23 protein-coding genes and 1 pseudogene are annotated in these 25,068 nt (G+C 50.7%); 17 read left to right on the plus strand and 7 right to left on the minus strand.

Annotated elements, in window-relative coordinates; translation table 11 throughout:
* Positions 1 to 78: 78 nt before the first annotated feature.
* Entirely contained in the window at positions 79 to 1,782 is a 1,704-nt protein-coding gene (dld, locus tag LC417_RS07070; RefSeq protein ID WP_187505320.1) for a D-lactate dehydrogenase, read from the minus strand.
* A gap of 155 nt (positions 1,783 to 1,937) precedes the next feature.
* On the opposite strand from dld, the gene bglX reads away from it, so the two are divergent.
* The 3 genes from bglX to LC417_RS07085 all read left to right on the plus strand — a co-directional run bounded on the left by bglX (position 1,938) and on the right by LC417_RS07085 (position 7,036).
* Complete coding sequence (bglX, locus tag LC417_RS07075) at positions 1,938 to 4,235, plus strand: beta-glucosidase BglX (protein WP_062758113.1); 2,298 nt, start codon at positions 1,938 to 1,940, stop codon at positions 4,233 to 4,235.
* 96 nt (positions 4,236 to 4,331) lie between these two features.
* A complete protein-coding gene (locus LC417_RS07080) occupies positions 4,332 to 5,207 on the plus strand; it encodes an oxygenase MpaB family protein (RefSeq protein ID WP_033779532.1) in 876 nt (291 codons plus the stop codon).
* A gap of 323 nt (positions 5,208 to 5,530) precedes the next feature.
* Positions 5,531 to 7,036, plus strand: coding sequence for a YaaC family protein (locus LC417_RS07085; protein WP_223565645.1), 1,506 nt, complete (start codon positions 5,531 to 5,533; stop codon positions 7,034 to 7,036).
* A 1,054-nt stretch (positions 7,037 to 8,090) separates the two neighbouring features.
* Here the strand turns inward: LC417_RS07085 and LC417_RS07090 are convergent.
* The gene (locus LC417_RS07090) at positions 8,091 to 8,264 is read right to left on the minus strand and encodes a glyoxalase superfamily protein (protein ID WP_223565646.1); all 174 of its coding nucleotides are present in this window, start codon (positions 8,262 to 8,264) and stop codon (positions 8,091 to 8,093) included.
* A gap of 894 nt (positions 8,265 to 9,158) precedes the next feature.
* Between LC417_RS07090 and LC417_RS07095 the strand changes: the two genes are divergently transcribed.
* The 5 genes and pseudogenes from LC417_RS07095 to LC417_RS22530 all read left to right on the plus strand — a co-directional run bounded on the left by LC417_RS07095 (position 9,159) and on the right by LC417_RS22530 (position 11,056).
* Complete coding sequence (locus LC417_RS07095) at positions 9,159 to 9,395, plus strand: hypothetical protein (protein WP_223565647.1); 237 nt, start codon at positions 9,159 to 9,161, stop codon at positions 9,393 to 9,395.
* Between the two features lie 52 nt (positions 9,396 to 9,447).
* A complete protein-coding gene (locus LC417_RS07100; protein WP_181955252.1) occupies positions 9,448 to 9,741 on the plus strand; it encodes a hypothetical protein in 294 nt (97 codons plus the stop codon).
* Positions 9,742 to 9,873: 132 nt separating this feature from the next.
* Entirely contained in the window at positions 9,874 to 10,197 is a 324-nt protein-coding gene (locus LC417_RS07105; RefSeq protein ID WP_010670456.1) for a hypothetical protein, read from the plus strand.
* Between the two features lie 160 nt (positions 10,198 to 10,357).
* On the plus strand, positions 10,358 to 10,570 hold the full coding sequence (locus LC417_RS07110; RefSeq protein ID WP_156311575.1) for a hypothetical protein: 213 nt from the start codon (positions 10,358 to 10,360) through the stop codon (positions 10,568 to 10,570).
* A gap of 269 nt (positions 10,571 to 10,839) precedes the next feature.
* Positions 10,840 to 11,056: pseudogene (locus tag LC417_RS22530) on the plus strand (DUF6434 domain-containing protein).
* A gap of 194 nt (positions 11,057 to 11,250) precedes the next feature.
* Here LC417_RS22530 and LC417_RS07120 read toward each other — a convergent pair.
* The gene (locus LC417_RS07120; protein WP_223565648.1) at positions 11,251 to 11,673 is read right to left on the minus strand and encodes a hypothetical protein; all 423 of its coding nucleotides are present in this window, start codon (positions 11,671 to 11,673) and stop codon (positions 11,251 to 11,253) included.
* Between the two features lie 320 nt (positions 11,674 to 11,993).
* Between LC417_RS07120 and LC417_RS07125 the strand changes: the two genes are divergently transcribed.
* A complete protein-coding gene (locus LC417_RS07125; protein ID WP_223565649.1) occupies positions 11,994 to 13,643 on the plus strand; it encodes a hypothetical protein in 1,650 nt (549 codons plus the stop codon).
* A 380-nt stretch (positions 13,644 to 14,023) separates the two neighbouring features.
* On the opposite strand, the gene LC417_RS07130 is transcribed toward LC417_RS07125, so the two are convergent.
* The 3 genes from LC417_RS07130 to LC417_RS07140 are packed head-to-tail and all read right to left on the minus strand — an operon-like array spanning position 14,024 to position 15,521.
* A complete protein-coding gene (locus tag LC417_RS07130; protein ID WP_223565650.1) occupies positions 14,024 to 14,416 on the minus strand; it encodes a hypothetical protein in 393 nt (130 codons plus the stop codon).
* Positions 14,416 to 15,048 (minus strand): hypothetical protein, encoded by a 633-nt coding sequence (locus LC417_RS07135; RefSeq protein WP_223565651.1) that lies wholly within the window; start codon positions 15,046 to 15,048, stop codon positions 14,416 to 14,418. Before LC417_RS07135 ends, LC417_RS07130 begins: the two co-directional genes overlap by 1 nt.
* On the minus strand, positions 15,045 to 15,521 hold the full coding sequence (locus LC417_RS07140) for an SLATT domain-containing protein (protein ID WP_223565652.1): 477 nt from the start codon (positions 15,519 to 15,521) through the stop codon (positions 15,045 to 15,047). Before LC417_RS07140 ends, LC417_RS07135 begins: the two co-directional genes overlap by 4 nt.
* 557 nt (positions 15,522 to 16,078) lie before the next feature.
* Here LC417_RS07140 and LC417_RS07145 point away from each other — a divergent pair.
* From LC417_RS07145 to idi, 7 genes are all read left to right on the plus strand, one after another.
* On the plus strand, positions 16,079 to 16,639 hold the full coding sequence (locus LC417_RS07145) for a hypothetical protein (protein WP_223565653.1): 561 nt from the start codon (positions 16,079 to 16,081) through the stop codon (positions 16,637 to 16,639).
* Between the two features lie 264 nt (positions 16,640 to 16,903).
* The gene (locus LC417_RS07150; protein WP_223565654.1) at positions 16,904 to 17,134 is read left to right on the plus strand and encodes an EexN family lipoprotein; all 231 of its coding nucleotides are present in this window, start codon (positions 16,904 to 16,906) and stop codon (positions 17,132 to 17,134) included.
* Positions 17,135 to 17,314: 180 nt separating this feature from the next.
* A complete protein-coding gene (locus LC417_RS07155) occupies positions 17,315 to 17,800 on the plus strand; it encodes a DUF2778 domain-containing protein (protein ID WP_223565655.1) in 486 nt (161 codons plus the stop codon).
* A gap of 2 nt (positions 17,801 to 17,802) precedes the next feature.
* Positions 17,803 to 18,030 (plus strand): hypothetical protein, encoded by a 228-nt coding sequence (locus tag LC417_RS07160; protein ID WP_223565656.1) that lies wholly within the window; start codon positions 17,803 to 17,805, stop codon positions 18,028 to 18,030.
* A 331-nt stretch (positions 18,031 to 18,361) separates the two neighbouring features.
* Entirely contained in the window at positions 18,362 to 19,471 is a 1,110-nt protein-coding gene (locus LC417_RS07165; protein ID WP_033779531.1) for a suppressor of fused domain protein, read from the plus strand.
* Positions 19,472 to 19,662: 191 nt separating this feature from the next.
* A complete protein-coding gene (locus tag LC417_RS07170) occupies positions 19,663 to 21,558 on the plus strand; it encodes a methyl-accepting chemotaxis protein (protein WP_022625996.1) in 1,896 nt (631 codons plus the stop codon).
* A 146-nt stretch (positions 21,559 to 21,704) separates the two neighbouring features.
* On the plus strand, positions 21,705 to 22,247 hold the full coding sequence (gene idi, locus LC417_RS07175) for an isopentenyl-diphosphate Delta-isomerase (protein WP_010669710.1): 543 nt from the start codon (positions 21,705 to 21,707) through the stop codon (positions 22,245 to 22,247).
* Between the two features lie 124 nt (positions 22,248 to 22,371).
* On the opposite strand, the gene LC417_RS07180 is transcribed toward idi, so the two are convergent.
* Positions 22,372 to 23,847: an MFS transporter gene (locus tag LC417_RS07180; protein ID WP_223565657.1), complete on the minus strand. Its 1,476-nt coding sequence runs from the start codon at positions 23,845 to 23,847 to the stop codon at positions 22,372 to 22,374.
* 306 nt (positions 23,848 to 24,153) lie between these two features.
* On the opposite strand from LC417_RS07180, the gene LC417_RS07185 reads away from it, so the two are divergent.
* Entirely contained in the window at positions 24,154 to 25,065 is a 912-nt protein-coding gene (locus tag LC417_RS07185; protein WP_050679471.1) for an ABC transporter substrate-binding protein, read from the plus strand.
* Positions 25,066 to 25,068: the final 3 nt, after the last annotated feature.

Here is a 25,068-nt window from a genome sequence, read left to right on the forward strand (position 1 = left end):
GAAGCTGGTGGTGCGAACGGGCCTCCCGGTTGTATGACAATCAGCCTGCTCAGATAAGCAGGCTAATCCATAAGGCGATTAAACCTGCTTCACCGCCCATCCCTTTTGCTTACTGGTTTTGCCAATCCCAGGATTGAAGCTGTTGGTGGGATCGAGCTGGCGATAGAACGCCGCCAGCTGCGGTTTGGCCTGATAAAGATGTCCGACGTTATGTTCAGCGGGATATTCCGCGCCCCGCGCCTGAAGAATCTCCAGCATCTGCGCTTTGAGCGCATGCACATCGACACCTTTTCTGACGATGTAATCCTGATGAAACACATGACAGAAGAAGTGACCATAGTAGAGACGATGGCTCAGCGAGGCACGGATCTCATCGGGCAGGGTTTCGAACCAGTCCGCATCGTTACGACGCAGGGCGATATCCAGCGCCAGAATGTCCTCGACCTCATCAGAATGCACCGCGTGGTAGCGCACCGCCGCACCCGCCGCTGCGAAGCGATGCAGAAAGGCGTGCGCACCTTCTTTGCCTTCACACTCGAAGAATTCGCCACCGCCTTCACGGAAGTAGTCGCGCAGATAGTTACGCGCTTCCGCCACGCCGTCGCCAGACATCTTCAGCATCAGATGGTGTTCATATTTGTCGCGATACTGCTTCATGCGTTTCGGCAGATGCGCCGGGAACAGTTTACTCAGGCGCTGCAACAGGCGATCGCTGAAGTGCGGTTTAACGAAGGAGAGTTTGCTCAGCCAGGCATCAACCCGCCCCTTCAGCGTGAAAAACAGCGGCATCTTGTCGGTGCCCAGCTTGTCGATCATCAGGAAGGTATCTTTGCCGTAGACTTCCGCAATGTCATAGATGTCGCGGTGCATATATTCGCCCGCCACCGGCAGATGGATGAAATGCGCCAGCATGTGACGGCGGATATCGCTGAGAACACCGGGCTCGTTGGTGCCGATGTAAAACACCTGCTGCTGCGGTTCGCTGGCGAAGGTATCGAGTCGCACCGCGAAGACCGCCAGCTTCCCGGCACAACCGGAGGCTTCAAACAGGCGACGCGCATCGGCGTTATAGCGGGCGGGCGTATCCGCATCCACTTCACGAACCCGGTCGGCATATTCATGATCGGAGGCGTGACGGCCATCGTGCTGCACATCTTTGGGCTGCCAGCGGTCATCATCCAGCCGCCCCAGAATCTCTTCCGGCGACGTCCCAAGATCGATACCGAGATGGTTCACCAGCTTCAGTTTTCCCTGCGCATCAATCTGGGCAAACAGCGCCATTTCACTGTAGGCCGGTCCGCGTTTGATCAGCGATCCGCCGGAGTTATTACAGATGCCGCCCAGCACCGAGGCACCAATACAGGATGAGCCAATCACAGAGTGGGGTTCACGCCCCAGCGGCTTCAGCGCTTTTTCCAGCTGGTAGAGTGTGCTGCCGGGGAACGCCAGCACCTGCTGGCCTTCGTCGATCAGCTGAAGCTTGTCCAGTCGCAGGGTGCTGACAATCACCAGCGGACGATCGTAATCGTCCCCATGCGGCGTTGAGCCTTCGGTCAGGCCGGTATTCGCCGCCTGCATCAGGATAATGACATCGGCATTCACCAGCGTTTGCAGTACCCGCCAGAGCTCCAGCAGCGTACCGGGAAACGCCACCGCCAGCGCCTCGCCTTCGCCGGAGCGAAAGCCTTTGCGATAGCGCGCGGTCTGTTCAGGTTCAGTCAGCAGATGGGTGGGGCCGACCAGGCGGCGCAGGTCAGAAAGCAGGGCAGAGGTTTGTATCATGAGCAATTCCCTTGTCTTATCAGTGCGTCCTAACTGTAGCACGTCAACTCACCTCAACGCAGTGTGACAGCGGCAGCTACCTGCTATTCTCATCTTGTGGCACACTGCCGCCTGTTAATTCGATATTGCGCAGTTACTTAAGAGAACCCAACCTGATGAAATGGATTTACTCTGTTAGTCTCGCTGTCTCCCTCGCGATGCAACCGGCATTGGCTGAGACAGTGCCAGGTAACCACCCGATGACCGAACAGGCGCGGGATGCCTTCGTTAATCAACTGCTTAAAAAAATGACGCTGGACGAGAAGATCGGCCAGCTGCGTTTAATCAGCGTCGGACCTGATAATCCGAAAGAAGTGATTCGCGACATGATTCAGAAGAGTCAGGTTGGCGCGATTTTTAATACCGTAACCCGTCAGGATATCCGCGCGATGCAGGATCAGGCGATGCAGCTCAGCCGCCTGAAGATCCCGCTGTTTTTCGCCTACGACGTTATTCATGGTCAGCGCACCATTTTCCCGATTCCTTTGGCGCTGGCGTCGAGCTGGGATTTGGATGCGGTGAAAGAGGTGGGGCGCGTCTCTGCCTATGAAGCGGCCGACGATGGCCTGAACATGACCTGGGCGCCAATGGTGGATGTCAGCCGTGAACCGCGCTGGGGCCGTGGCTCTGAAGGCTTTGGTGAGGATACGTATCTCACCAGCGAAATGGGTCGCAGCATGGTGCAGTCGATGCAGGGCAAAAGTGCTGCCGATCGCTACAGCGTGATGACCAGCGTGAAGCACTTCGCGCTCTATGGCGCAGTTGAAGGCGGACGCGATTACAACACCGTGGATATGAGCCCGCAGCGCATGTTCCAGGACTATCTGCCGCCCTATAAAGCTTCACTGGATGCCGGCAGCGGCGGCGTGATGGTGGCGCTGAACTCGATCAATGGCGTACCCGCCACGGCGGACAGCTGGCTGCTGAAAGATCTGCTGCGCGATAAGTGGAAGTTCAAAGGCATCACCATCAGCGACCATGGCGCAATCAAAGAGCTGATCAAGCATGGCGTCGCCAGCGATCCGCAGGAAGCGGTGCGCATCGCCCTGAAGTCGGGCGTCGATATGAGCATGAGCGACGAATATTACAGCAAGTATCTGCCCGCTCTGGTGAAGAGCGGCGCCGTCACCATGGCGGAGATTGATGATGCGGCGCGCCATGTGCTCAACGTCAAATATGACATGGGCCTGTTTAACGATCCCTACAGCCATTTAGGTCCGAAAGAGAGCGATCCGCAGGATACCAATGCGGAAAGCCGTCTGCACCGGGCTGAAGCGCGCGACGTCGCGCGTAAGAGCATCGTGTTGCTGAAAAACCGCCTGGAAACGCTGCCGCTGAAAAAATCGGGCACCATTGCCCTGATTGGTCCGCTGGCAGACAGCCAGCGCGACATTATGGGCAGCTGGTCCGCCGCTGGTGTGGCGAAGCAATCCGTTTCGCTGCTGCAGGGCATGCGCAATGCCACCGAAGGCAAGGCTACGCTGCTCTATGAGAAGGGCGCTAACGTTACCGACAACAAAGGGATTCAGGACTTCCTGAACCTCTATGAGCAGGCGGTTTCCGTGGATACGCGTTCACCGCAGCAGTTGATTGATGACGCGGTCGCCAAAGCGAAGCAGGCCGATGTGGTAGTTGCCGCCGTGGGCGAAGCGCAGGGTATGGCGCACGAAGCCTCCAGCCGCAGCGACCTGGTGATCCCGCCGAGCCAGCAGAAGCTGTTAGCAGCACTGAAAGCCACCGGTAAGCCGCTGGTGATTGTGCTGATGAACGGACGCCCGCTGTCAGTGGTGAATGAAGATCGGCTGGCCGATGCGATGCTGGAAACCTGGTTCAGCGGCACCGAAGGCGGCAACGCCATCGCCGATGTGCTGTTCGGCGACTACAACCCGTCGGGCAAACTGCCGGTTTCCTTCCCGCGTTCAGTGGGTCAGATTCCGATCTATTACAACCATCTGCCAACCGGTCGTCCTTACAACTTTGCTAAGCCGAACAAGTACACCTCGCACTACTACGACGCGGTTAACGGTCCGCTCTATCCGTTTGGTTACGGCCTGAGCTACACCACTTTCACCGTGTCGCCGGTAAAAATGTCCTCACCGACCATGCCGCGTAACGGCAGCATCGAAGCCAGCGTGACCGTGACCAACAGCGGTAAACGCGATGGCGCGACGGTGGTGCAGATGTACCTTAACGATCCGGTCGCTTCCATCAGCCGTCCGGTGCAGGAGCTGCGTGGCTTTAAGCGCATCATGCTGAAAGCGGGCGAGTCGCAAACCGTGACCTTCAAAATCGACGTGGATGCACTGAAGTTCTGGAACCAGCAGATGCAGCATGTTGCAGAGCCCGGCAAATTCAACGTGATGATTGGACTCGATTCCGTTCGTACCGAGGATGGGCAGTTCAACTATTTATAACCGTCAGCCTTTCCCCTGACGTCAGGGGAAGGTGATGCGGCGCGTCGTTAGCGTCCTGCTACGGCGCGCCGCGTCATATCCACTATCAGAGCCATCATGATTAATCTGCGTGACCGCATTCAGCAGCAGGTATTCCGCCTTAACGGCCTGTCGATGAATGAATTTGACCTCTCTCAACCGCCTGGCGATCCCGGCCTGTTTGGCCCGGACAGCGTGATCTGGCGCGTTCACGGTGACTTCACCTCCATGATGTGCGGTGGGATCAGCGCGCTGCTGTTGCAGATGCTGCATCCGGCGGCGCTGGCGGGCGTCTGGGATCACTCCAATTTCCGTGAAGATATGATGGGCCGCCTGCGGCGCACCAGTCAGTTTATCGCGGTGACCACCTACGGTAATTCGCAGGATGCACAGACGCTGATCGACCGGGTGAAACGCATTCACCTGAAAGTCAGCGGCGTCGACAGCGAAGGTAAACCCTATGCCGCCAGCGATCCGCATCTGCTGACCTGGGTGCATGTGGCGGAGACCAGCCGTTTTCTGGCCGCCCATCTGCGCTACAAAAATCCACACCTCAGCCGCGCCGGGCAGGATCAGTACTATCAGGAAGCGGCGCAGATTGCCGAAGCGCTGGGGGCGGAGAAGGTACCGAAAAGCGTTGTTGATGTTGCGGATTATCTGCAACAGATGCGTTCAGAGCTGCGCTTTGATCATCGCACTGCCGAAGTGACGCGATTACTGATGAATGCCCCTGCACCCAGCTGGCAGGCAAAACCGGTAATGAAAATTATGCTGAAGTCAGGGTTCGGGCTGATGCCAGCCTGGGCGCAGGCAATGTCCGGTACTGAGATCGGCCGCTTTCAGCAGGCGATCATTGACCGGAAGATTAATGCGATTGCGGTGGGGTTAAGGTGGTCGATTCAGCGCGGTGCCTGGTATCGGGCGATGGTGCGGATGGGAAGGGATGTGGGGTGAGGGGTTCACGGGTAAAAGGGTGGGGGGCTAGTGGTCATAAAGAGATTAGGCAGCACTAGTGATTGATGCTGCTAATTGGATAGACGCTTTTGTTCACCCAATAAATTTATTTGGGTTATTCAAAATAGGCTGATCGGGGCAGATATCAACGTCCGCTTTGTGCCAAGAGCGGACAATGTGAGGCACGCTATACATTAATTTTAGAGAGGCAGGTCACCATCGGTTATTTTTCGGCTGTCTCGAGGGCTGGTTAGCTTTGACTATCGGCATTTCTTGTGCTCATGATCCACTGATGAATTATTACAACGAAAAGGAGTGTGACTATGGGAGGGGTTGGTATCGAGTTACGCATGGGGATTTTGCATAATGCCGCCAAGCAACAAATGCTAGGCCCCCTTTTATCCCATGGGTGGATTGCTTCGGTCGTAGAAGAGTCCAAAGATGGTGAATACTTAGTGATAGACGCCACAAAAGGTGCGAAAAAGCATTCAGTCGCATTAATGTATACGTCAGCAACAGATAATCGACACTACAGGCAGTTGGAAAGTAGGGTCAGTCATATTTTCACAAATGGTCAGCTTTACCATGTTGAGGAGTATACAAGAGGAGTCGCTACTCCAGTTTCTTCACTGGATGATTTTTTTCCTCTGCTGGTCGAGTGGAATAGCGAATTAGCACCACCGAAACTAAGTAAAAAAACCGCAAACTCCCCTGACTCGATAACCAGAATTGTTTCAGAAAATCCTTTGGCTGGTATTTGGGCTCGTCTGAATCAGTTCTCCAGCTCTGAGATAGCTAAAAAGCTGGTTTTAAGGCGAGCCGAGAGAGAAGGAGTTGTGCTGGCAGATGAGCAGGTCCTTTCTAAAGCGTCCGGCATCGCGTTTGCGTTGGGCAACGCTGCTGATTATTACAAAGGCGCGCCTTACGAAAGCTTGAATAAGCGAGTTCTTAGCTTGTACTACGGAACCTTGAGCCTTGCATTTGCAGAAATGCTGGCAGCACCTAATGGGCCCTCCGATCTTGATCAGCTGGAAGGCATGACCAAACAGGGGCATGGGCTGTTCGCTCTGTCATCAGTAACCGGTCATTTCGGAGACCTGAAGGTTGGTGTTCTGGCCACTGGGTTTTACCCTAATTGGGTGAGTTTTCTCGGGTATGACACCGCTTTTTATCCTAAGGCTAAAGCGAAATCCGTGGGTGATTTAGATAATTCGGATAAGTATCCCTCACAATCATTTACTGGTATGTCTGTTTTACTATCTGCGATTCCCGAATTGGGGGATCTCTTCACGCAGGTTTACGACGATGAGCCTTCTTGGGTTATCCCGTATATCGATATGATCTCTCAACGCGCACAAAGAGCTGCTAATCCTTCGAGCAGTTACATATTGCTTAAGGATCGGTCTAATAAGATATCCGAGGCACGAATTGCTTTGCAGGATTTGCCGCTTGCTGAGTTAACAAAGGTTGAAACTCCCAACGATGGTGAAGTGTTTCGGGCGCGCGTTAATCATCAGGGGTTGAAGTCTTGGCACGATGCATTGTTATTGCATCGCAGCCCTTATCTAAGCAGCCCCACACTAATCTTGCCGGTATTAGGAGGCGTGTCGGAGTATAGGGTCACCTCTCTTGCAATATTGTATTCGTTGTCAATTCTGGTGAGGTACATGCCAAGCGCCTGGAGGCGGGTGGAAGGAGGTGATTGGGACCAGCATTTAAGTGTCATGCGAGCCGTACTGGACGTATTTGAGAGGATTCTCCCACAACAATTCCTTGAAAGCATTTCAGGTGAGCGTGTTCATACGAGCTTGCCAGGCTCCCTTATTTAACAAACTCTTCTCCTCGCAGAGGCACTTGGGATTTCGTTGTCACCGTACGAATGCTTCTCGCCTATTGCTGCCCCTTCTGTCGGGAGCGATAGGCGACTTTTCGACACTGAGAGCGGCTTATCAAATTGCACCACTGACCAAACGGCAGGTGCCAGCGGTTACTAACAGTTCGTACCACTTAGATCATTGTTAGGACCATAATTTCCGCTTCTCGCTCATAGCGAACTACGCAATTGCAGATCTGCTTTATGCCAGTCGCTTGATTACCTGTATGCGGTTAGCGCAATAAGGCACCTGCCTCTGACAACCAGGATTTCTTACGGTCAGCTGAAAGAGGGGGGGTATGCGCGTTTCAACATAACTGCGCGCTTCAGCAACCGAAAAAATCACTGCGACCGAGCAACGCCAGCGTTATTGGCGTGCCGCAGACCTTTTGCCCACATAGCTGTGGGGGGACCAGTGCGGTTCAGCTGGCTGACTATGATTTGCTACCACGAGGCATACATTAAGACGTATGAACGAAGAACCGTTATGTGTAACTTGCTTAGTCTTGCAGCCTTAAAGTCTTGAAAGATTAGTTTGCTTCGTCCTTCAGCCGGTGACGATAATTTTTCAGGACAACGAGTGTCACGATCTGACTGTAAATAAATCCGCCAAGCCCAGCTAATATTACGGTGCCGACTATGCCGCCAAAGTACGCTCCCGCGCCAGCAAGGACTCCGCAGAGAACGAGACCACCTCAGATCTGCCAGTGCCGGAAAGCCGATTTATACGCGCTCCGCCAACGCCTTCCACGCTCCCTCATAGATAAGTCTTTCAGTTCGGGGATACTTTTGTGGGTCCAGTAGATTTTCATGGCGAAGTCCTAGTTCAGATGGCTAAGCGAAGGAAAACATAAAACGCCAGCATAGGAAAGGTTCTGTCGATATCTGCTTCCCGCTCATAGCGGACTTTAGCCTGCTGAACGTCCGCTTTGTGCCAGGAGCGGACATTTCGTGCTTATGAAAAAAGGGGTAATGCCTATGGCAATCCCCTTTGTATTGAGAAGAATAAATCAGCTTTGACAGAATCGGAGCCGGTTTCCAAATGGGTTGAAGACTTCCAGAATATCTCCCCAGTCCTGCTTCACTATTTCCGGGCGACCATAACGGAGATGGTTGGTGTGAAGCAGCAGAATGCGTCGCTGGTCGAGGAATCTGCGTCGGCCTCGCAGAGCCTGCGGGAACACGTCTCCCCGCAGCTGCAGTCAGTGTCAGTGTCAGTGTTCACGCTTGCTAAAGTCTCACATCCCACAGCCACCCGGCATGCAATTGTATCTTCACCAACCGCAGTTAAGAAGGAAGCGCCTGCTGATACAGACGGAAACTGGACCACCTTCTGATGTCTGGCTGCGTCCTGCAGGGCGCAGCCGCCCTCCTTTATTCATATCATTTCTGTCGTCTCGTAGGCCTGCACGAATATAACTATCTTTGACAGACCAGCCTGCAGGAAGGGAGCCATGTACGGTGTTTTACGCGACAATGTCCAATAAAAGTGATGGACATTATTTTTGCGAACCCGGAGTGCGCCGGAGATACTGTCTAAATGCGAGGCTAACCTTTTAGTAGGCTTGAATATCTGAAGAATAGGCGGTTTTTAATTTTTCATAAATGCTTTTTTAAATAATCTATACAGCCTTTACTATTTTAAGAATGAAATTTTATAATTAATAAAAATGTAATGTGCTTCAGCTTGTAAAATATGTGACCGTGACGTGCATCTCACTTTGTGATTATGCCTAATAAATTAGCGCCGCACAGAAACATGCATTCGAAATCATGCAAATACTTTTGCTGCTTTATACACATCAGCTAATCCCGAGACACTTCTGATTACACCTGAACTTCTTCTATTTTCCTGTTTTTTTTAATTTACTTGAGGTACCCCTACAGCGGGGTTATCCGTAATGTATTTTTTCTCATGTGTTTCTTACTTTAAGGATAGATTATGAGACCGAACAAAATCACTTTTGCTTTAGGGTTGTTACTGATCACTGCAGCTCGTCTGTCTGCCGCAACTCCATTGCACAGTGTGCCTGTCACATCAGACTCTGTGCATCCCTTTGTCTTAATCGGCGATGCCAATGGTGCCCCTGGTTCTGCCGGTGGCAACGGGGGTAATGGTGGTAATGACAACTCACCAGGAGCTCCTGGTGGGGATGGCGGTAATGGTGGTAATGGCGGTAATGCCGACAGTGGAAATGGCAGTAGCAATGGGAATGACAGCGGGGACAATAACGGAACCGGTAATGGTGACGGCAGCGATAATGGCGGCGGAGATGGCGGTGGAGATGGCGGTGCATAATAAAAGGCATGCTTAATTTTAATACGCGGTGGATTATTTCATCGCGTTTTCATTATGGAGATATAAATATGAAATCCAATCATATAGTCATCAACTCTCTTATTTTCTCAGTTCTGACAATCAGTGCCTTGAGCGCCCACGCCTCGAACAAGCATCATCATAAACATAACGACTGCTCATATCTGAATGGGAAAAATGGCGGTACGACTGAAAATGGTGACGCTAATGGAGAAAACGGTAAGAAAGGGGTATCGGGGACGTCATGCATCGACGGTGGCAACGGCGGTAATGGCGGCAACACAAGTAACGGAAACGCAAATGGCGGAAGCGGCGCGCCCGGAGCTAATGGAGCTAACGGATGAATAGCAGAATAAATAAGGTTTTCACGTTGAGCATTTTTACCGTTGTGTCTCTCAACTCAATGGCAAATGCGTGGGCAAATAAGGAAGATACTAATGTAGTGTCTGTTTCCCATCTGGTTCATCAAATAGCTGATGGCGGGAATGGTGGTGACGGTGGCAGTGGCTCTGCAGGGGGAAATGGCGGGAATGGAGGAAACGGAGGAAGCGGGCCTGAGGGTGGTAATGGCGGCAACGGTGGCAACGGTGGCAATGGCAATAGTGCTGATTCGCCTGGGGGGAATGGCGGTGATGGAGGGGATGGGGGCAATAGCGGTAACAATGGGCAAGGAGGAGAAGGAGCTGCAGGAGCGAATGGAGCTGATGGTGGAAATGGAGGTGATGGCGGCAGCAATAATTCACCAGGAGGGAACGGTGGTGATGGTGGTGATGGCGGGGATGGGGGAAACACCTGATTAAATAAAGTGATGAATTGAATGAAGGAGATTTTAAATGCGAATTTTTCCTTTACGCACGTTTTTAAGATCATTATTGGTTATAGCTGTCATAACACTTCGAATAGCAATCTTCTGTACGCCTTCTTTTCTGCTGCCGGCTTTGACTTTCACCGCCAGCTTTAGTGCCATCGCAGACGATGGAGATGGCGGGAATGGCGGTGACGGGTCTGGCAATGGGAACGGTGGTGATGGCGGGAATGCCGGAGCCGGTTCTAATGGAGATGGAGGAGATGGGGGAAGCGGCGGCGAAGAAGGAGGTAATGGAGGAAACGGCGGCAACGGTGACGGTTCAGGCAACGGTGGAAACGGCGGCAACGCGGGACCCGGCGGATTAGGTGGTCAGGGTGGACAGGCAGGCAGCAATGGAGATCACGACGGCTTGCCGGGAATGAGCGGTGCCAGGGCTTCAAAGTAGTGTTGCTATTGAAAAGATAACGTGATGAATATCTGTCAGTCAGGTCACCGAGATTCCGGTATTAAGTGATTTCGCCCTGGCTGACTTCTTGACTCTTCAGTAGTTCCACTTCGTGCTAAAAACGGGCATTTCAAGGTCACGTGTTAAATTTGAACGCAGCTATCGTTTGTTTAAAACAGGAGCCAACAAATGAACATTGACTGGCATAGTTCTTCATTAACACGCTTTACAATCGTAGATAAAGACTACAAAAAACACACAAAACGTTCGCCGTTTTATGGTCAATGAGTGTGGTCCAGATTTCCGGTTTGATCGCGAGTTTATGGCCTGGATACGAAATGACGTACAAAAAAATCTGGGTGATGTGGTTGATGAGTGGAAGCGCAGACATCCACTTTCACTTTAGTGCAGGAACGTCCGGTCTTCGCTCAAAGCGGACCTTCAGTTCAGTTAGCACGTCCGCTCCGTGCCAGAAGCGGACGTTCCTTAATACGTAGGATTATCATGTATTTTTTTAAAAATCTAGGGCCTGACTTTAATAGTAGGCCCGTGAATTCAAATTACATGGAGCGGTTCAAGTTGAACGGGTAGCCATACCCTTTAATTGTCCTGCTCATCGTCGAAGTCATTTTCGTAAGGTGCATGAGAAACTTTGATGACTTCTTCTGCGCCTACATCCTGAAGCGTACCTTCGACAGTTTCCAGGTTTTCCATCGCCTCTTGGAATTTTTCGATAATATCAGCAGCAGGAATTTTACCTTCAGCCAGGTTTTCCAGCGTCTGGATTGCGCTTTCCAGGCCTGGCGTATCATCCTTTACGCGAAGCACTTCTTCACCCAGTGGGATGTCATCCAGAGGAACCCAGCGTGAGCTATCAATGTCGATACCGCGCTCTTCCTCCAATTTGATACGCTCAGCATTATTGATGCCATCGGCAATATCGACGAACTCCTCAGCTATATCTTTCAACGTCTGGGCTCGCTCCAATGCATCATCAATGTCCTGCGTCGTTACTTCACTCATATCTACCACCCTCATGAAATGCGAGGCAACACACCTCGGTGAAGTCACAATGGTATATGGCATTAAAAAAATCAATTTATTTGATTTTATTATTAAGTTGATGTATTTTTTAATTTTATATCTATTTTTTATCAATTTAATTTATTGGTGGTTTATTATAAATTGAAAAATAAAATTTAAAATCAAATAGATAATCTTCGTGATCTTTATGATCGTTCTGCTATGATTTTTCAGATGGAAATATAGGCGGCGGTGTTCAATTCGCCAGCTTTATCATTTTCCTCTTAAGCTGAACGGCATAAACATAATCATAAATTGTGATGGATATCACAAAAAAAGAGGTCCAGATGCACCTTTCTGAACATAATAAGTCTCTGTTCTGCACGTTTCTTTCTGGTGCCGCCAACCCTTTCCCGAACATTTATGATGCAATCAGCGAACAGATACTTCTCCTCATCCTTAAGGCCCGGCAACTGAATGAAAATGCTGAATTCAGCAAGTGGTTTAATGAGCAGCACAAGGTACTGACAAAGCTGCGAGCCCAGAGCAATAAAATCAACAAAATCTACCCTCAGAACACATATGAGACTGGTTTTATGCAACAAAAGCAGGACAGCCTCATGGATGCACTTATTTTCATGCATCAAATCTATGCCGGTTTTGATGATGGCAAGGTCAGTCTGAAGACCTGGAGAGAGATGAACCGGCAGACAACAGAACAGGGGTTCCGCTTTGCGAAACAAAGCAAACTTCTGGAGCAGTTTATTCACGACGATTTGTTTGCCATCCTGGCCGAGGGCCCGACACATTGTTCGCCAATCCCGCCTCAGGCACGAAAAGGCTACTGCCATCAGGACCTTTCCATTGCGCACTCATGCAGCCGGGAGCTGCTTTCCCGATTGAACGATTTCCACAAAATAGATTCATTTCCCATACTCGCTGATTCAATTTACAACTTAATTAACGATTTGCATGATGCCGGCATTGTTATTCCCGACTGTCTGTCCGAATTTGAAAAAGTTCACACAAATTTTCTGATAGGAGAAAGGCGGGAGAACGGCGTATTCCATAAAATAATAAAGTTAATTAACGATGAAGGGCGTGTTAAGTTCATTGAAAGGATTGTTGAACAGTGCGCACCTCAGTACGCCGAATATCTGTTCGACCAGTATGTGGGCATTTATGCTTCGGAGATTATACAGTGGCTGACTGAGCTTCAGAGGTATTTCAAATATTCGCAATCAACTCCATTTGTCTGGAAATTCACCACTGTTACGCCTGATATCAACACCTCTTCACAAGGGAAAGAACAACAACCGACAGTCGCGTGGGAGAGCGATTATTGCCAGATTTCAATCAAGCGAGATACCCTTCTAAAACTCATCCAGACCAACACGTTGCATGATGCTTCAGATTCTCTCGCAGACTGCTTACTACGTATTTATGATCAGCCTGCCGACCAGATGCGCAGGCAGAAAGGTACCATTCCGCAAATCTCTGACCGGGAACGTCACGTCTATAGTTCGAACAGTTATCATTTTCACAGCGCTTCTCAAGGTAACCATCAAAAGAACAGAGATATAGTGCAATCCTTTGAAAAATGGTACGAAAACAATAAAGTGCTTCTGATTAGCCACAAGAAAACACGTACTGAGCGCGTCGGTGTCGAAGTCCGTCTGGCCGGGTTGAAATGCTATGACCTGAAAATGGGCATTCCTGAAGGCAACAGAATGAAAATAAAAGACGGTGTTTACGATCTTGTGAATCAAGACACCAGCCTCCGCTTTGAAAAGTCCATTAGTGATGTCTCACTTCAGCGATACCATTCACAGGTAAAAAAAATCATTGTAAAGGATATTGATGATTTGCTCCGAATCCAGCGGAACAAAAATTCTAAATGTCCATTCAGTGGCGCCTATCACGCTATCAAGCCACTATGGAGCAAGAGCGATTATCATGAGGAAGAATGAACCTTATGGTAGGAATACCTATTTCCAGTCGACTTAGGCATCGTGGTGTACGTAATGTCTTAGTAACGTCTGATTCTCGCTCAAAGCGGGCATCCAATTCAGCCAGCACGTCCGCTTTGTGCCAGGAGCGGACGTTAATAAAATATTAATTTTCTGTCTGGAGAACAACTTCTTAAAAAACACATCAACCTGGACACTTAGCTTTGAATCATGTTACATACCCCGTAGCGTTTACTTTTTATACATGCGCATTATTGAATAACCCAAGATTGGTAATGAATTATTGATTTCTATAATTAACGTCATACTCTTTAACTGAGATGAATAGTAGATCGCAATAGCAATTACCTTTAACTTAATGTGAGGATGGTGATATAAAATCAAGTTAAACTGTTTTTTATGGATAGTAATGAACGATATGTAAACCTTGGATTTTTAATTCTTTTAATAGCCTCAATTAAAACCCTACAACATAATACATAACTATTATGCTCAACCATTAATTTATTTTTCGATACTGCGATGACTTGCGAATCTGGCCTTAATATCACAGGTGTTACCAGGCTATAAGTTAAGAGTGGGAACATCTTATAAATGGATTCATGAAAAACACCTACGGCATGGGTAGGCACTATTTTATATGGATTCTCAATCCGATAAGCCCACCGTCGGTACATTCCCATATGAAATTCTGCAATGATAGGAGAAACATGAGAAGGAAAAACATCCAGTTTGTAATCTTCGTACGCTCCAACAACGTAAAATAATGCCATTAATACGCCCTTCCTTCAATTCCATATTTAGGATTGTATTTCACCAGTTTACCTCTGAGTAATTTACTCAAGTTTCTTATCTTAGGGTTGGATTGATAAGTGTTGGGAATAAATAGCCTCTTGATATGTTTTTCTTGAATGACATATCCTGAATCTAAACAAAATTCGAAAAGCCAAGCATGAGGGTTATCTGATTCATACATAAAATCTATTACTGCTTTTGGAAAATATTTAGTTAGAACTGGCTTTAAAGTCGGGCACGCAACATGGTCATTAATACTATTTAAAGATCCTTCAGGGAGATTTAACAAGTCTGATGTTAGAGAATAGAATCTGTCATAATCGCAGGACGCCATTTTAAGAAAAAGCTCACTATCATAGTCAGGCTTAAGAAAGCCAAATTTAATACTACCAGTATCTATTGGACTTCCCATATTAAAGAAAACAATATTATCAGTGAGAAAGTCTACGTTTAACTCTATCACTATTGAACCGCGTAGAAGAGGAGGGTTGCCCACCGGATAGCCAATATTATAATAATCAGATTTAGAACTCCCATTATCTTGATTGCCAATTATATTTTCAATAATGTGAATTTTGTTAAGAGTGAGCACCTTTGAAAAAAATATCATTTCTCAGCGCTTTTACAATTTTGAATATGATTTTGCCACTGACCATTAGCCGTATTCAGAATGTTTTGATATTGCTCCTGATATTTCATCACATCATTGAGTGTTATTTTACTGGCAGCATCATCTTCTTCCATATTTTTTGCCATAGTAATGACATGCTGTAACTCATAAAGGGAGCATATTGTAGCGATGTTCATAGCCATTCTTTCTTGATACATGAATTTATTCAGCAACTGCCCTGCAATACCCGCACACATACTTGCAAGAAGAGTTAATATGGTCAGAGATAACACATGGATTTCCGCATTAACAGCTATAAGAAGAGTCGTAATAGCGGTTAACACAATTTGAGATACAGAGAAAAACTTATTATTCTTCTGATTACTTCTCCGCTTTTCTTCGAATTCTGAAATACGCCTGGCAATCTGAGACTCCAGTTCGGTCAAACTCTTTAGGCTATGTGTTGTATTCACGAAACACCATCTGGGATAGGTTGTTGGGTAAAAAATAAAAAACTAGGGTTATGTCAATGAGAACAATCAATTCATCTCAAAGTCAAAGCTTTATGTAATCAATGCGATGATTATATCCTAATCCTTTAACAGATATAACACCTGCCCTTACAAAAATAAAAGAAAAAAAGCTGTAAAGCCCTGACCTATCCCCCAATCTAAATATCGAGATGAAAACCTTAATCGATATAATATCTCATTAATATCAGTTGTTTACATTGTTTTTAAAGTCAAATTATAGCATCTATATTGAAAATAGAACCTAAAATCGCACATTTTTTCGTCACAACATAACAAAATTAATATCAATAGGTCTCGTTGTCAGTTGAACGTCCGCAGTTCGCTCATAACGGACCTAAGCCTGCAGTAAGTCCGCTGTGTGCCAGGAGCGGACGTGGCTAACATCGGAATGACTAATCTGCGGGGCTGGTCAGCACATATGACAACGTATGACGCTGTCGTGACCTCAGCTTGTAAAGTTGTATGAGTTGTTCTGCATTTCACACTTGGGATAGTCAGTGACATTACAAGCGACCTATATTGAACAGCTTACGCCCGGCGCTGAAACGGAAGGTGTTTCGATCATCGACGTCAATCCTTTTGGCTCTAAGGGGGAAAAGGATCGGCGACTGCTAATCAGAAACGACGGTGAGCCCCTTCTGATTTTACAGTTATATATACGTGCAGATGAGGATGGCTGGCTTATTTCCAGCGCCTTTTCTGATTTTCTCCTCAATGAATCCCACGTGGCTATCATTTGTGGGGACTATTTTCATGTTTTTGACATAGCCACACACGCGTTCAGAAGCCATCCACTAGGTGATTACGTCGGCCATATTTATTCAGTGCCTGACATCCATACTGACAAGCTACATGATCGGGTTTTGGTTGCAACTTACTGCCACGTTTTTCTGATGGATATTGCTGCAGGCATTCTCTGGAAATCCAGGCAGTGCGCCATTGATGGTGTAATCAAAACATCAATAGAGAATGATACCGTGCTTGGCCAAGGAGAGTGGGACCCGCCAGGAGGCTGGGAATCTTTTAAGCTCGATCTTAAAACGGGTATCCTGATTTGAAAAAGGAGTTACCCTCACAGTAATTGCTAAAAGCGGATTTTGCTAGCATCGCAATATCATAATTTATGGGGACAAGTCAGGTTGACCTGCTCCCATTTGATTAATACACCAAGGTTTAACTAGCTCTTCATGGTACTGAGAACAACCGCTAAGTCTGCTTCTCGCTCATAGCGGACATTGTTTTTGACAGTCCCTGCTTCATTCGTTCGGGCGCACTACTGCTCTATAACTGCGGTCGCAATTAATTCTTTAAAGGGAAATCTGATGAAAGCAGGACTGCTTTCACTGGTTTTGCTGGCCACCACGCTGCTTACCGGTTGCGATGCTGGCGAGAAGAGTATTGATTGGTATAAAGCGCATGACGCGGAGCGCAAAGCTAAATATAAGGAATGCACGAAAGCCTCTGATCAACGCGGTACCGAAGACTGCCGTAATGCCATTGATGCCACTGTCCACGGCGGCTCTTTTACAAAGAGTCCCAATAAAAGTTGGTAAATTCAGACGAGCCGCCGCCTGGCGGTTTTTATGCCCTTCTGCGGGCACAGGTAACGTCCCTTCAGTCAGCCACTCAAAGGCAGACGCCGGGCACAATTGACATTGTTCTCCCAAAAAGCAATAGTTAATTTTTAGAATCAAGTGGATCTACTATATTCGCACATAAGGAATGGAATTCTCATGTCATATAGCTGCTATTTACTTCTCAATCGGCGTGAAATGACCAGCCTGAGCTGCCCTGGTATTGTTACATTTCCTGCTTTTTCTGGTCAAAAAGAAGGCCGCAATAATCCAGAAAAAACAAACGTACCCGATATAGGCCCAATAGTTCGTGGCCGTTACTTTATTGTAGAACGACCTTCAGGCGGAAGATTGGGACCGTTTAGAGAACGCTTGTTGAAAGACATATACGGTACGGATCGCTCAACATGGTTTGGACTATTTCGTGACGATGGAAAAATTGATGACTACACGTTTGTACAAGGCATCAGGCGGGGTGATTTCCGTCTGCACCCTATTGGGCCATTAGGGCTGAGTGAAGGCTGCATCACACTTCAGCATCCTCTTCAGTTCAATTACATGCGCGACATGTTCCTTAAATCTGGCCCAACGCTTAACATCCCGGGCAGCCAGCTCAAAGCCTATGGAACGGTAAAGGTATACTAACGATGCGCTTAATTTTTACTATTTTGCTGTTTGTTTTTTGTGCGATTGCTATTTCAAAAGCTATTGCTGTCATAGTGCCGGTAACATTCTTTTATGCCATCGCAGGTTTTCTCAATATTAATGGCGATGAGGCAACCATCGACTTTGTACTCTCAGCCAATATCCTTATTTCTATCATTATGTCTGTTGCGCTTTTATGGGTGCTGAAAGGTTTTTTCAAAAAGCATTAAACAGGACGATATGAGTACCATTGATTAGAAAAGTCAGTCTGCTAACCATAGTGAACGCTACAATCAACACCGTATCCGGTTGACTTTATGGGGCAGTGCATCGCGCTCCTTCGCTGCATCCACCCGTTACTGTAAGAGCATTATCAGACCGTGATGGTATGATTATGCTGCCAGATGGGCCTCTACTCCCGCCAATTGCGCCTGCTGTACTCTTCACTGCACTCCACCCCCCCCACACTTTGAGACTATTACCCTTGTCTCAGATAGCCGCAGCCAGGATCCTGCTCTATTCTCGGGGAAAATGGATTCCTCCAGGCTTTGTCGAGGCACTATGACGTACAAATCCCTGATTGCTGAAGTCCACAATCAGCAGCGCACCCTGACCGCTATTGTCGAACAGGATGAGCGCACTGCCTATTTTTACATCTGGCCAACCGACCTGTTCCGCAGCCAGTATGCGGTACGCGGCTGCTGGCTACGAAACCTGCTGCCGGCACCGGCGCAGGAAGATCGCGAGGCGATGGAGCAGGGCATAGCGCCGCTGCTCAGCGCCGAGTATTGCCGTAATCTGGAAGCCGAACCCGCGCTGGATCCAGCCGGTCTGCAGGTGCTATGGGAGCCGAGCGATGATGGCGCGGCGCTGTGGTATTACGGCCAGCTGCTGGCGGTGATCCCCGGCTGGAGTCTCTATCAGGAGAAGCAGGTGAGCTTCTCTGCAGGCTGCATCAAAAAGAACCGGCTGACGGCACCGCTGGGGTCGGCATCAACCAATGACTACTACGCCCGTGCGGAGCATCAGCGTCAGTTCTGGCGCGAATGGCACGACGGCAGCGAGTGGGATAAGGTGCAGAACGATCTGATGGCCTGCTATCAGGCGCGCTTTGGCGAGTCAGTGAAGTATTACGCTATCGATCAGGGCAGTTGGCCGCCGATGGCAATCTCCCAGCACTGGCATCAGGGCGTCTGGTATTTCCTGACCATCGGCATGAGCATTCGGCCGATGCCGCAGGTCGATTATCTGTTTGATGAGCTGGCGCCGCAGTATCGCCGCATTGAACTCGGCATGGCGGTTGACGGTGAAGTCATGACCGAAGGCAACGCGGTGCAGATGGCCAGCGCGCTGGCGGAGTTCGTGCATCTGCCTTGGGCGCGGCTGACCTGGCTGGGCGAGGGCCATACGCTGGCGTCGGAAGTGGCACCCGTCGGCTTTGAAAGCTTCCTGCTCGCCAATGAGCTGGCAACCGATCAGGCGCAGTTCTCGCTGCCAAAACGCGACGGCGATCGCCCGACTCTGCTCTGGACCACGCCGATTACTGAAGCGGAACGGCAGTTCGCGCAGGCGGATGAACATGGCGGTCAGAAGTTACGGGAATTGTTAACGGCGGATGGCAATAATCACATCTTCCGCCCGCGCCAGCAGGTCGTCAGTTCAGAAGAGTAGGCCAGCAATAATGCGGCTGTTCGCCCATTCCCCGGCGCCCGCCGGGGATGTGATAGTTTCCATATGAAATTAAATTTTTACAAAAATCAAACATTTCTCAAATATGTGATCCTGCTCATCTCAAGTTCCCGCTTGCCGCGCCGTTAAACCCGATCAGGCAATCGCGCCGCACCAGGTTCAGGGGAACGAAGATGTTTAAAACAACACAATCCCGCTTCACCGCAACAATGATCGCGTTCTTTGTTGCGCTTTTACTCGTTACAGTCTGGGTTATTAATCAGTTTGTCGCGCCACAACTGGTGGATAGCGAAAGCCGTCTGGTTCGCTATCAGGTGGATTCGCTGGCTTCCGGTATCGTTGAACAGATGAACCGCGTTCAGGCCCAGCAGCGCGCCATTACCGAAGCCGCATCTGTCATGGACAGCGCCACCATCGACACCCTATTACCGACGCTGGTTAACCAGTATCAGGACAGCAATGTGTTTGGTGGCGGGATCTGGCCACTGCCAAATCGTCGTGACCCGGCCAAAGAGAAGGACAGCAGCTTCTTTGCCCGTAATGCCAGCAATGAACTGCAGGTGAACACCTACTGGAACTCCGACGCGGCTGACAAATACTGGGAGCAACCCTGGTACAAAGATGGCATGGCCGCTCCGAAAGGCCAGTGTGCCTGGGCAAAAGCCTATCAGGATGCCGCCAGCCCGCAGCCGCGTACCAACTGTGCTATGGCCATCTACAAAAACGGCACGGCCTGGGGTGTCGCCACCATCGACGTGACGCTGGGGTTCTTTAACCAGCTGGCGAAGCAGATGGGTGAAACCATTCAGGGCAACGTCCTGATCGTCGAAGCCGACGGTAAAGTCGTGGGCAATGGCGCACTGGTGAATGCCGCACCGAAGCTGGAGAACCTGGCTGACGTGCAGATGCCGATGGCAGCACCGCTGAAAACGCTGCTTAACGGTGTTGGCAATCAGCCGCTGGAAACCACCTATGACAGCAGTGAAGGCGAGCAGACGCTGTTCGTGCAGGCCATTCCTGGCAGCCCGTGGTATCTCGCCAGTAGCCTGCCAACCAGCCTGCTGAAAGCGCAGTCGCATAACATGCTGACCCGCCTGGGTCTGGTGCAGATCCCTCTGGCGGTAATCCTGCTGCTGGTGTCGCTGGGCTTTGTCCGCGCCATGATGAAACGTCTTAACGTGCTGAACAGCAACATTGAAGCGCTGTCGACCGGTGGTGCGGATCTGACTCAGCGTCTGCCAGCCAGCAACAGCCCGGAGTTCAACGCCGTCGCGCAGAGCTTTAACCAGTTCATCAGCTATCTGCAGGGACTGCTCCAGCAGGTGGGCGACAGCGCGCTGGCGATCACTGCCGCGTCGCGGGAAATTGCCAGCGGCAACGCTAATCTCTCTTCCCGTACCGAAGATCAGGCCAGCTCGATTGTAGAAACGGCCGCGTCGATGGAGCAGCTGACCGGCACCGTGCGTCAGAACGCTGACAACGCCACCCACGCTAACCAGCTGGCGGGTGATGCCTCGCAGGTGGCCGCACGTGGCACCGAAGTGGTCCGTCAGGTGGTGACCACCATGGGCGAGATTCATCACTCATCCCGTAAAGTGGTCGATATCATCAGCGTGATCGACAGCATCGCATTCCAGACCAATATCCTGGCGCTGAACGCCGCAGTAGAAGCCGCTCGTGCCGGTGAACAGGGTCGCGGTTTTGCGGTGGTGGCATCGGAAGTGCGTAACCTGGCACAGCGTTCAGCCAACTCGGCGCGTGAGATTAAAAAGTTAATCGAAGAGTCGGTGGCGAACATCGATACCGGCAGCGCGCTGGTCGAGCAGGCGGGTCAGACCATGGATGAGCTGATGAAGGGCGTGAGCAGTGTGACAACGCTGATGAGCGAAATCATGTCAGCCAGCCGCGAACAGAGCCTGGGCATCGAACAGGTTAACGTTGCGATTACCCAACTGGATGGCACCACACAGCAGAACGCCGTGCTGGTGGAGCAGGTTTCTGCTGCCGCGCAGGCGATGGAATCGCAAAGCACCCAGCTTGAGCGGGTGGTTCAGAGCTTCCGACTGTAATCCCTCTCCAGGCCAGCCCTGCTGGCCTGATTTTCTCTCTGCTTCATCCGCTTATCTCCGCCTGACCCGGGTAAAAAATCCTCGATGATCCGCCCAAACCGATAATTCTGTGCCAGAATAGTTGGGAATAATCTCAAGGAAACGCCATGTCTGCTATTGAAGTTATCCTCGTTGACCACCTCGATCGTCCCACCGGCAAGATGGAAAAGCTGGAAGTGCATGAAAAAGGATTACTGCACCGCGCGGTGACGGTCTACGTCTTCAATTCCCGGCAGGAGCTGTTGCTACAACGGCGTGCCAGCGATAAATATCATTGTGGTGGCTTGTGGAGTAATACCTGCTGTGGTCATCCTTATCCCCATGAATCAACCCGCGACGCCGCCGAGCGCCGCTTGCGTGAAGAGATGGGGATGGTGGTGACGCTGACGCCGGTGTTTGAGCTGAGCTACAACCTGAAACTGAGCAATGGCCTGACTGAACATGAGTATGGTCACGTCTTCTTTGCCGTCTGCGACAGCCTGCCGCAGCTGAATCCGCAGGAAGCGGATGCCTGGGATTATCGCCCGATGGCGCTCATTGAGCAGCAGATGCAGCAGCAGCCACAGCAGTTCACACCGTGGTTTTTGCATACCTTCCCGCGCATCCCGGACTATCTGGAGCAGTTTCCTTTCCCGGCAGTTACCGCATAAAAAAACCGCACTAAGGTGCGGTTTCAATGCTGGCCGGAGAAGTCGGGCCGGGGTAAACAGTGCGCCAGGGCTATGAGCCCGTTTGCTCCCTGAGCCGGTGCGCTATCCACGTCCTTACCATTGATTATCGCTGCAGCTCGAAATCTTCCGCATCCACATCATAACCCGACGGTTCCCAGCGGATCGCCAGCAGCGCCAGCAGGCCCGCCAGTGGTGCCAGGAAGATCACCCAGAACACGCCGGTGCCCAGCGCCGCGACCAGCACCGGAAACAGAAACAGCGAAACGGTAGAGCTGCCGCGCATCAGCGTCTGGTTAAAGCCGACACCCACGCCGCGCAGCGACGTCGGATAGCTCAGCGACGCAAAAGTCATGGTATGCGAACCCGGCCCGAATCCCTGTCCAAACAGGAACAGCGCCAGCATGCCGATCGCCAGCGCGGCTTCCTGACCGCCTTCCGGACGACCAATCAGCGCCAGCCCGAGCAGCGCCACGCACTGACAGGCATAACCCGCCACCGACATCTTCCACGCCCCGAGGCGCGGCACCAGTCGCACCGCCAGTATCCCGCCGACAAAGGCGAACAGCAGATTCAGCGCCAGCGACACCAGAATGGTGGTAAGCATTGACTGGGCAAAGAAGCTGGAGATGATCACCGGCAAGCCAAACGCCACCGCGTTATAAGCAAAAGATGAGGCAATGGAAGTGATGGTCGCCAGCAATGTACGGCGGCGATAAACGCCCTGTAACAACGCACCATAGTTACGCCAGCTCGCCTTGCGCACCGGCATGGCAGGCGTCAGCGCGGCGTCGGGTGCCACCTGGGCATTAATACTCCACGCACTGCGTAAAATCGCCGCGGCACCTTTCAGGTCGCCCTGATTCGCCGCCCAAACCGGGGATTCGCTCATGTAACGGCTACGGATGGCGATGATGATAATCGCCGGAACGGCACCAAAACCAAGGATTAGACGCCAGAGCCAGTCGGTGTGGCTTTCGGGTAACACGGCATAGAGCAAGAGCACCAGCAGATAAGAGATGCTGATTGCCGCATACCAGGTTGGGCACCACATCGCCACGCTGGCCGCTTTATTTCCCTTGCCACGTAGTCTGGAAAACTCCGCCAGAAACGCCATCGCCACCGGCAGATCGATTCCGACTCCCAGACCCATCACAAAACGCGCGCCGGCCAGCACATACTCATTGGGGGCAAACGCACAGGCGATAGCCGCCACTACGAAAAAGAACATATCGGCCATAAACACCCGATAACGGCCAATTTTATCCGTGAGATAGCCGCCGATCAGTGCGCCGATAATGGCCCCGAAGGTGATTGCCGAAGCGACCATGCCGGTGCCGGCCGGGGTGAGATTAAATTCGCGCGTGATGTCTTTGATGCCAAAGGCCAGCGCACCCAGGTCGTAGGCGTCAAGGAAGACGCCCCCCAGCGCAATCGCCACCACAATGCGGGCATTATTACGGGCGCTGTCGCCACTGTTCACTAATCGGGAGACGTCAGCTGCGCTGCGGATCCACTGTGTTTCGCCACCGGGCGAACTCCCTGCTGTTGCCACGTGGGCGGAAGAGGTCAGGTCGGACATGATGTTGTGCGTCTTTTATTATAAAAACAGATTTCCGAGAATAGCCGTTTAGACGCCCAGACGTAAATTCATTTCGGTTATATGAGATGAATTTATAATCTCAAATCGTTATCAATTTGCGATAAAGTCAGCTACATCGCCGCTGCGCCAGGCTACGCTTTTAAGGCAGATAATTTCCGCTGTACGCCTTGCCAGCCTCCCGCAGAGTGGCAGGAGGGCAGCCTGAACGCGCAGGCGCACAACGCCTTGTTAATCATCACGCACGAACAAAACGTAAAAACAACACACTGCGATAAGGAAAAAGCCATGGTCAGAATTCGGGGTTGGATGGGCGTCAGCGCTTTGCTGCTCAGCATGGGGATAGCACAGGCGGCGGACCCGGTGCGGGTCGGCTCGAAAATTGATACCGAAGGTTCACTGCTGGGCAATGTGATTCTTCAGGTGCTGGAAAAGCACGGGGTAAAAACCGTCAATAAAATTCAGCTCGGCACCACGCAGGTGGTGCGCGGTGCCATCACGGCGGGCGAACTTGATATCTATCCGGAATATACCGGCAACGGTGCATTTTTCTTCAATGATGAGAAAGACAGCGCCTGGAAAAATGCCGCCGAAGGCTACGAGAAAGTGAAGAAGCTGGATGCGGAGAAAAACCATCTGGTCTGGCTGACACCGGCTCCGGCCAACAACACCTGGACTATCGCCGTGCGTAAAGACCTGGCGGAGAAGAACCAGCTCAACTCGCTGGCCGATCTCAGCGCCTGGCTGAAAAAAGGCGGCACTTTCAAACTGGCGGCCTCAGCAGAATTTATTGAACGCAGCGATGCCTTACCCGCCTTTGAAAAAGCCTATGGCTTTGACCTCAAGCAGGACCAGCTGCTGTCGCTGGCTGGCGGCGATACCGCTGTCACCATCAGCGCAGCGGCACAGCAGACTTCCGGCGTAAACGCGGCGATGGCGTACGGCACCGACGGTCCGGTAGCGGCATTAGGTCTGCAGACGCTCAGCGATCCTAAAGGGGTTCAGCCGATTTATGCGCCGACGCCGGTGATCCGTGAATCGGTACTCAAAGCCTATCCAGAGATTGCAGAGTGGCTGAAGCCGGTGTTCAGCGCACTTGACGAGAAGACGCTGCAACAGCTCAACGCCAGAATCGCAGTCGACGGTCAGGATGCCAGCAGCGTAGCGACCGAATGGCTGCAGCAGAAAAAGCTGCTGTAACCG

It is taken from the genome of Pantoea sp. OVA07A (genome assembly GCF_019969975.1).
In the GTDB taxonomy this organism is placed as follows: Bacteria; Pseudomonadota; Gammaproteobacteria; order Enterobacterales; family Enterobacteriaceae; genus Pantoea; species Pantoea agglomerans.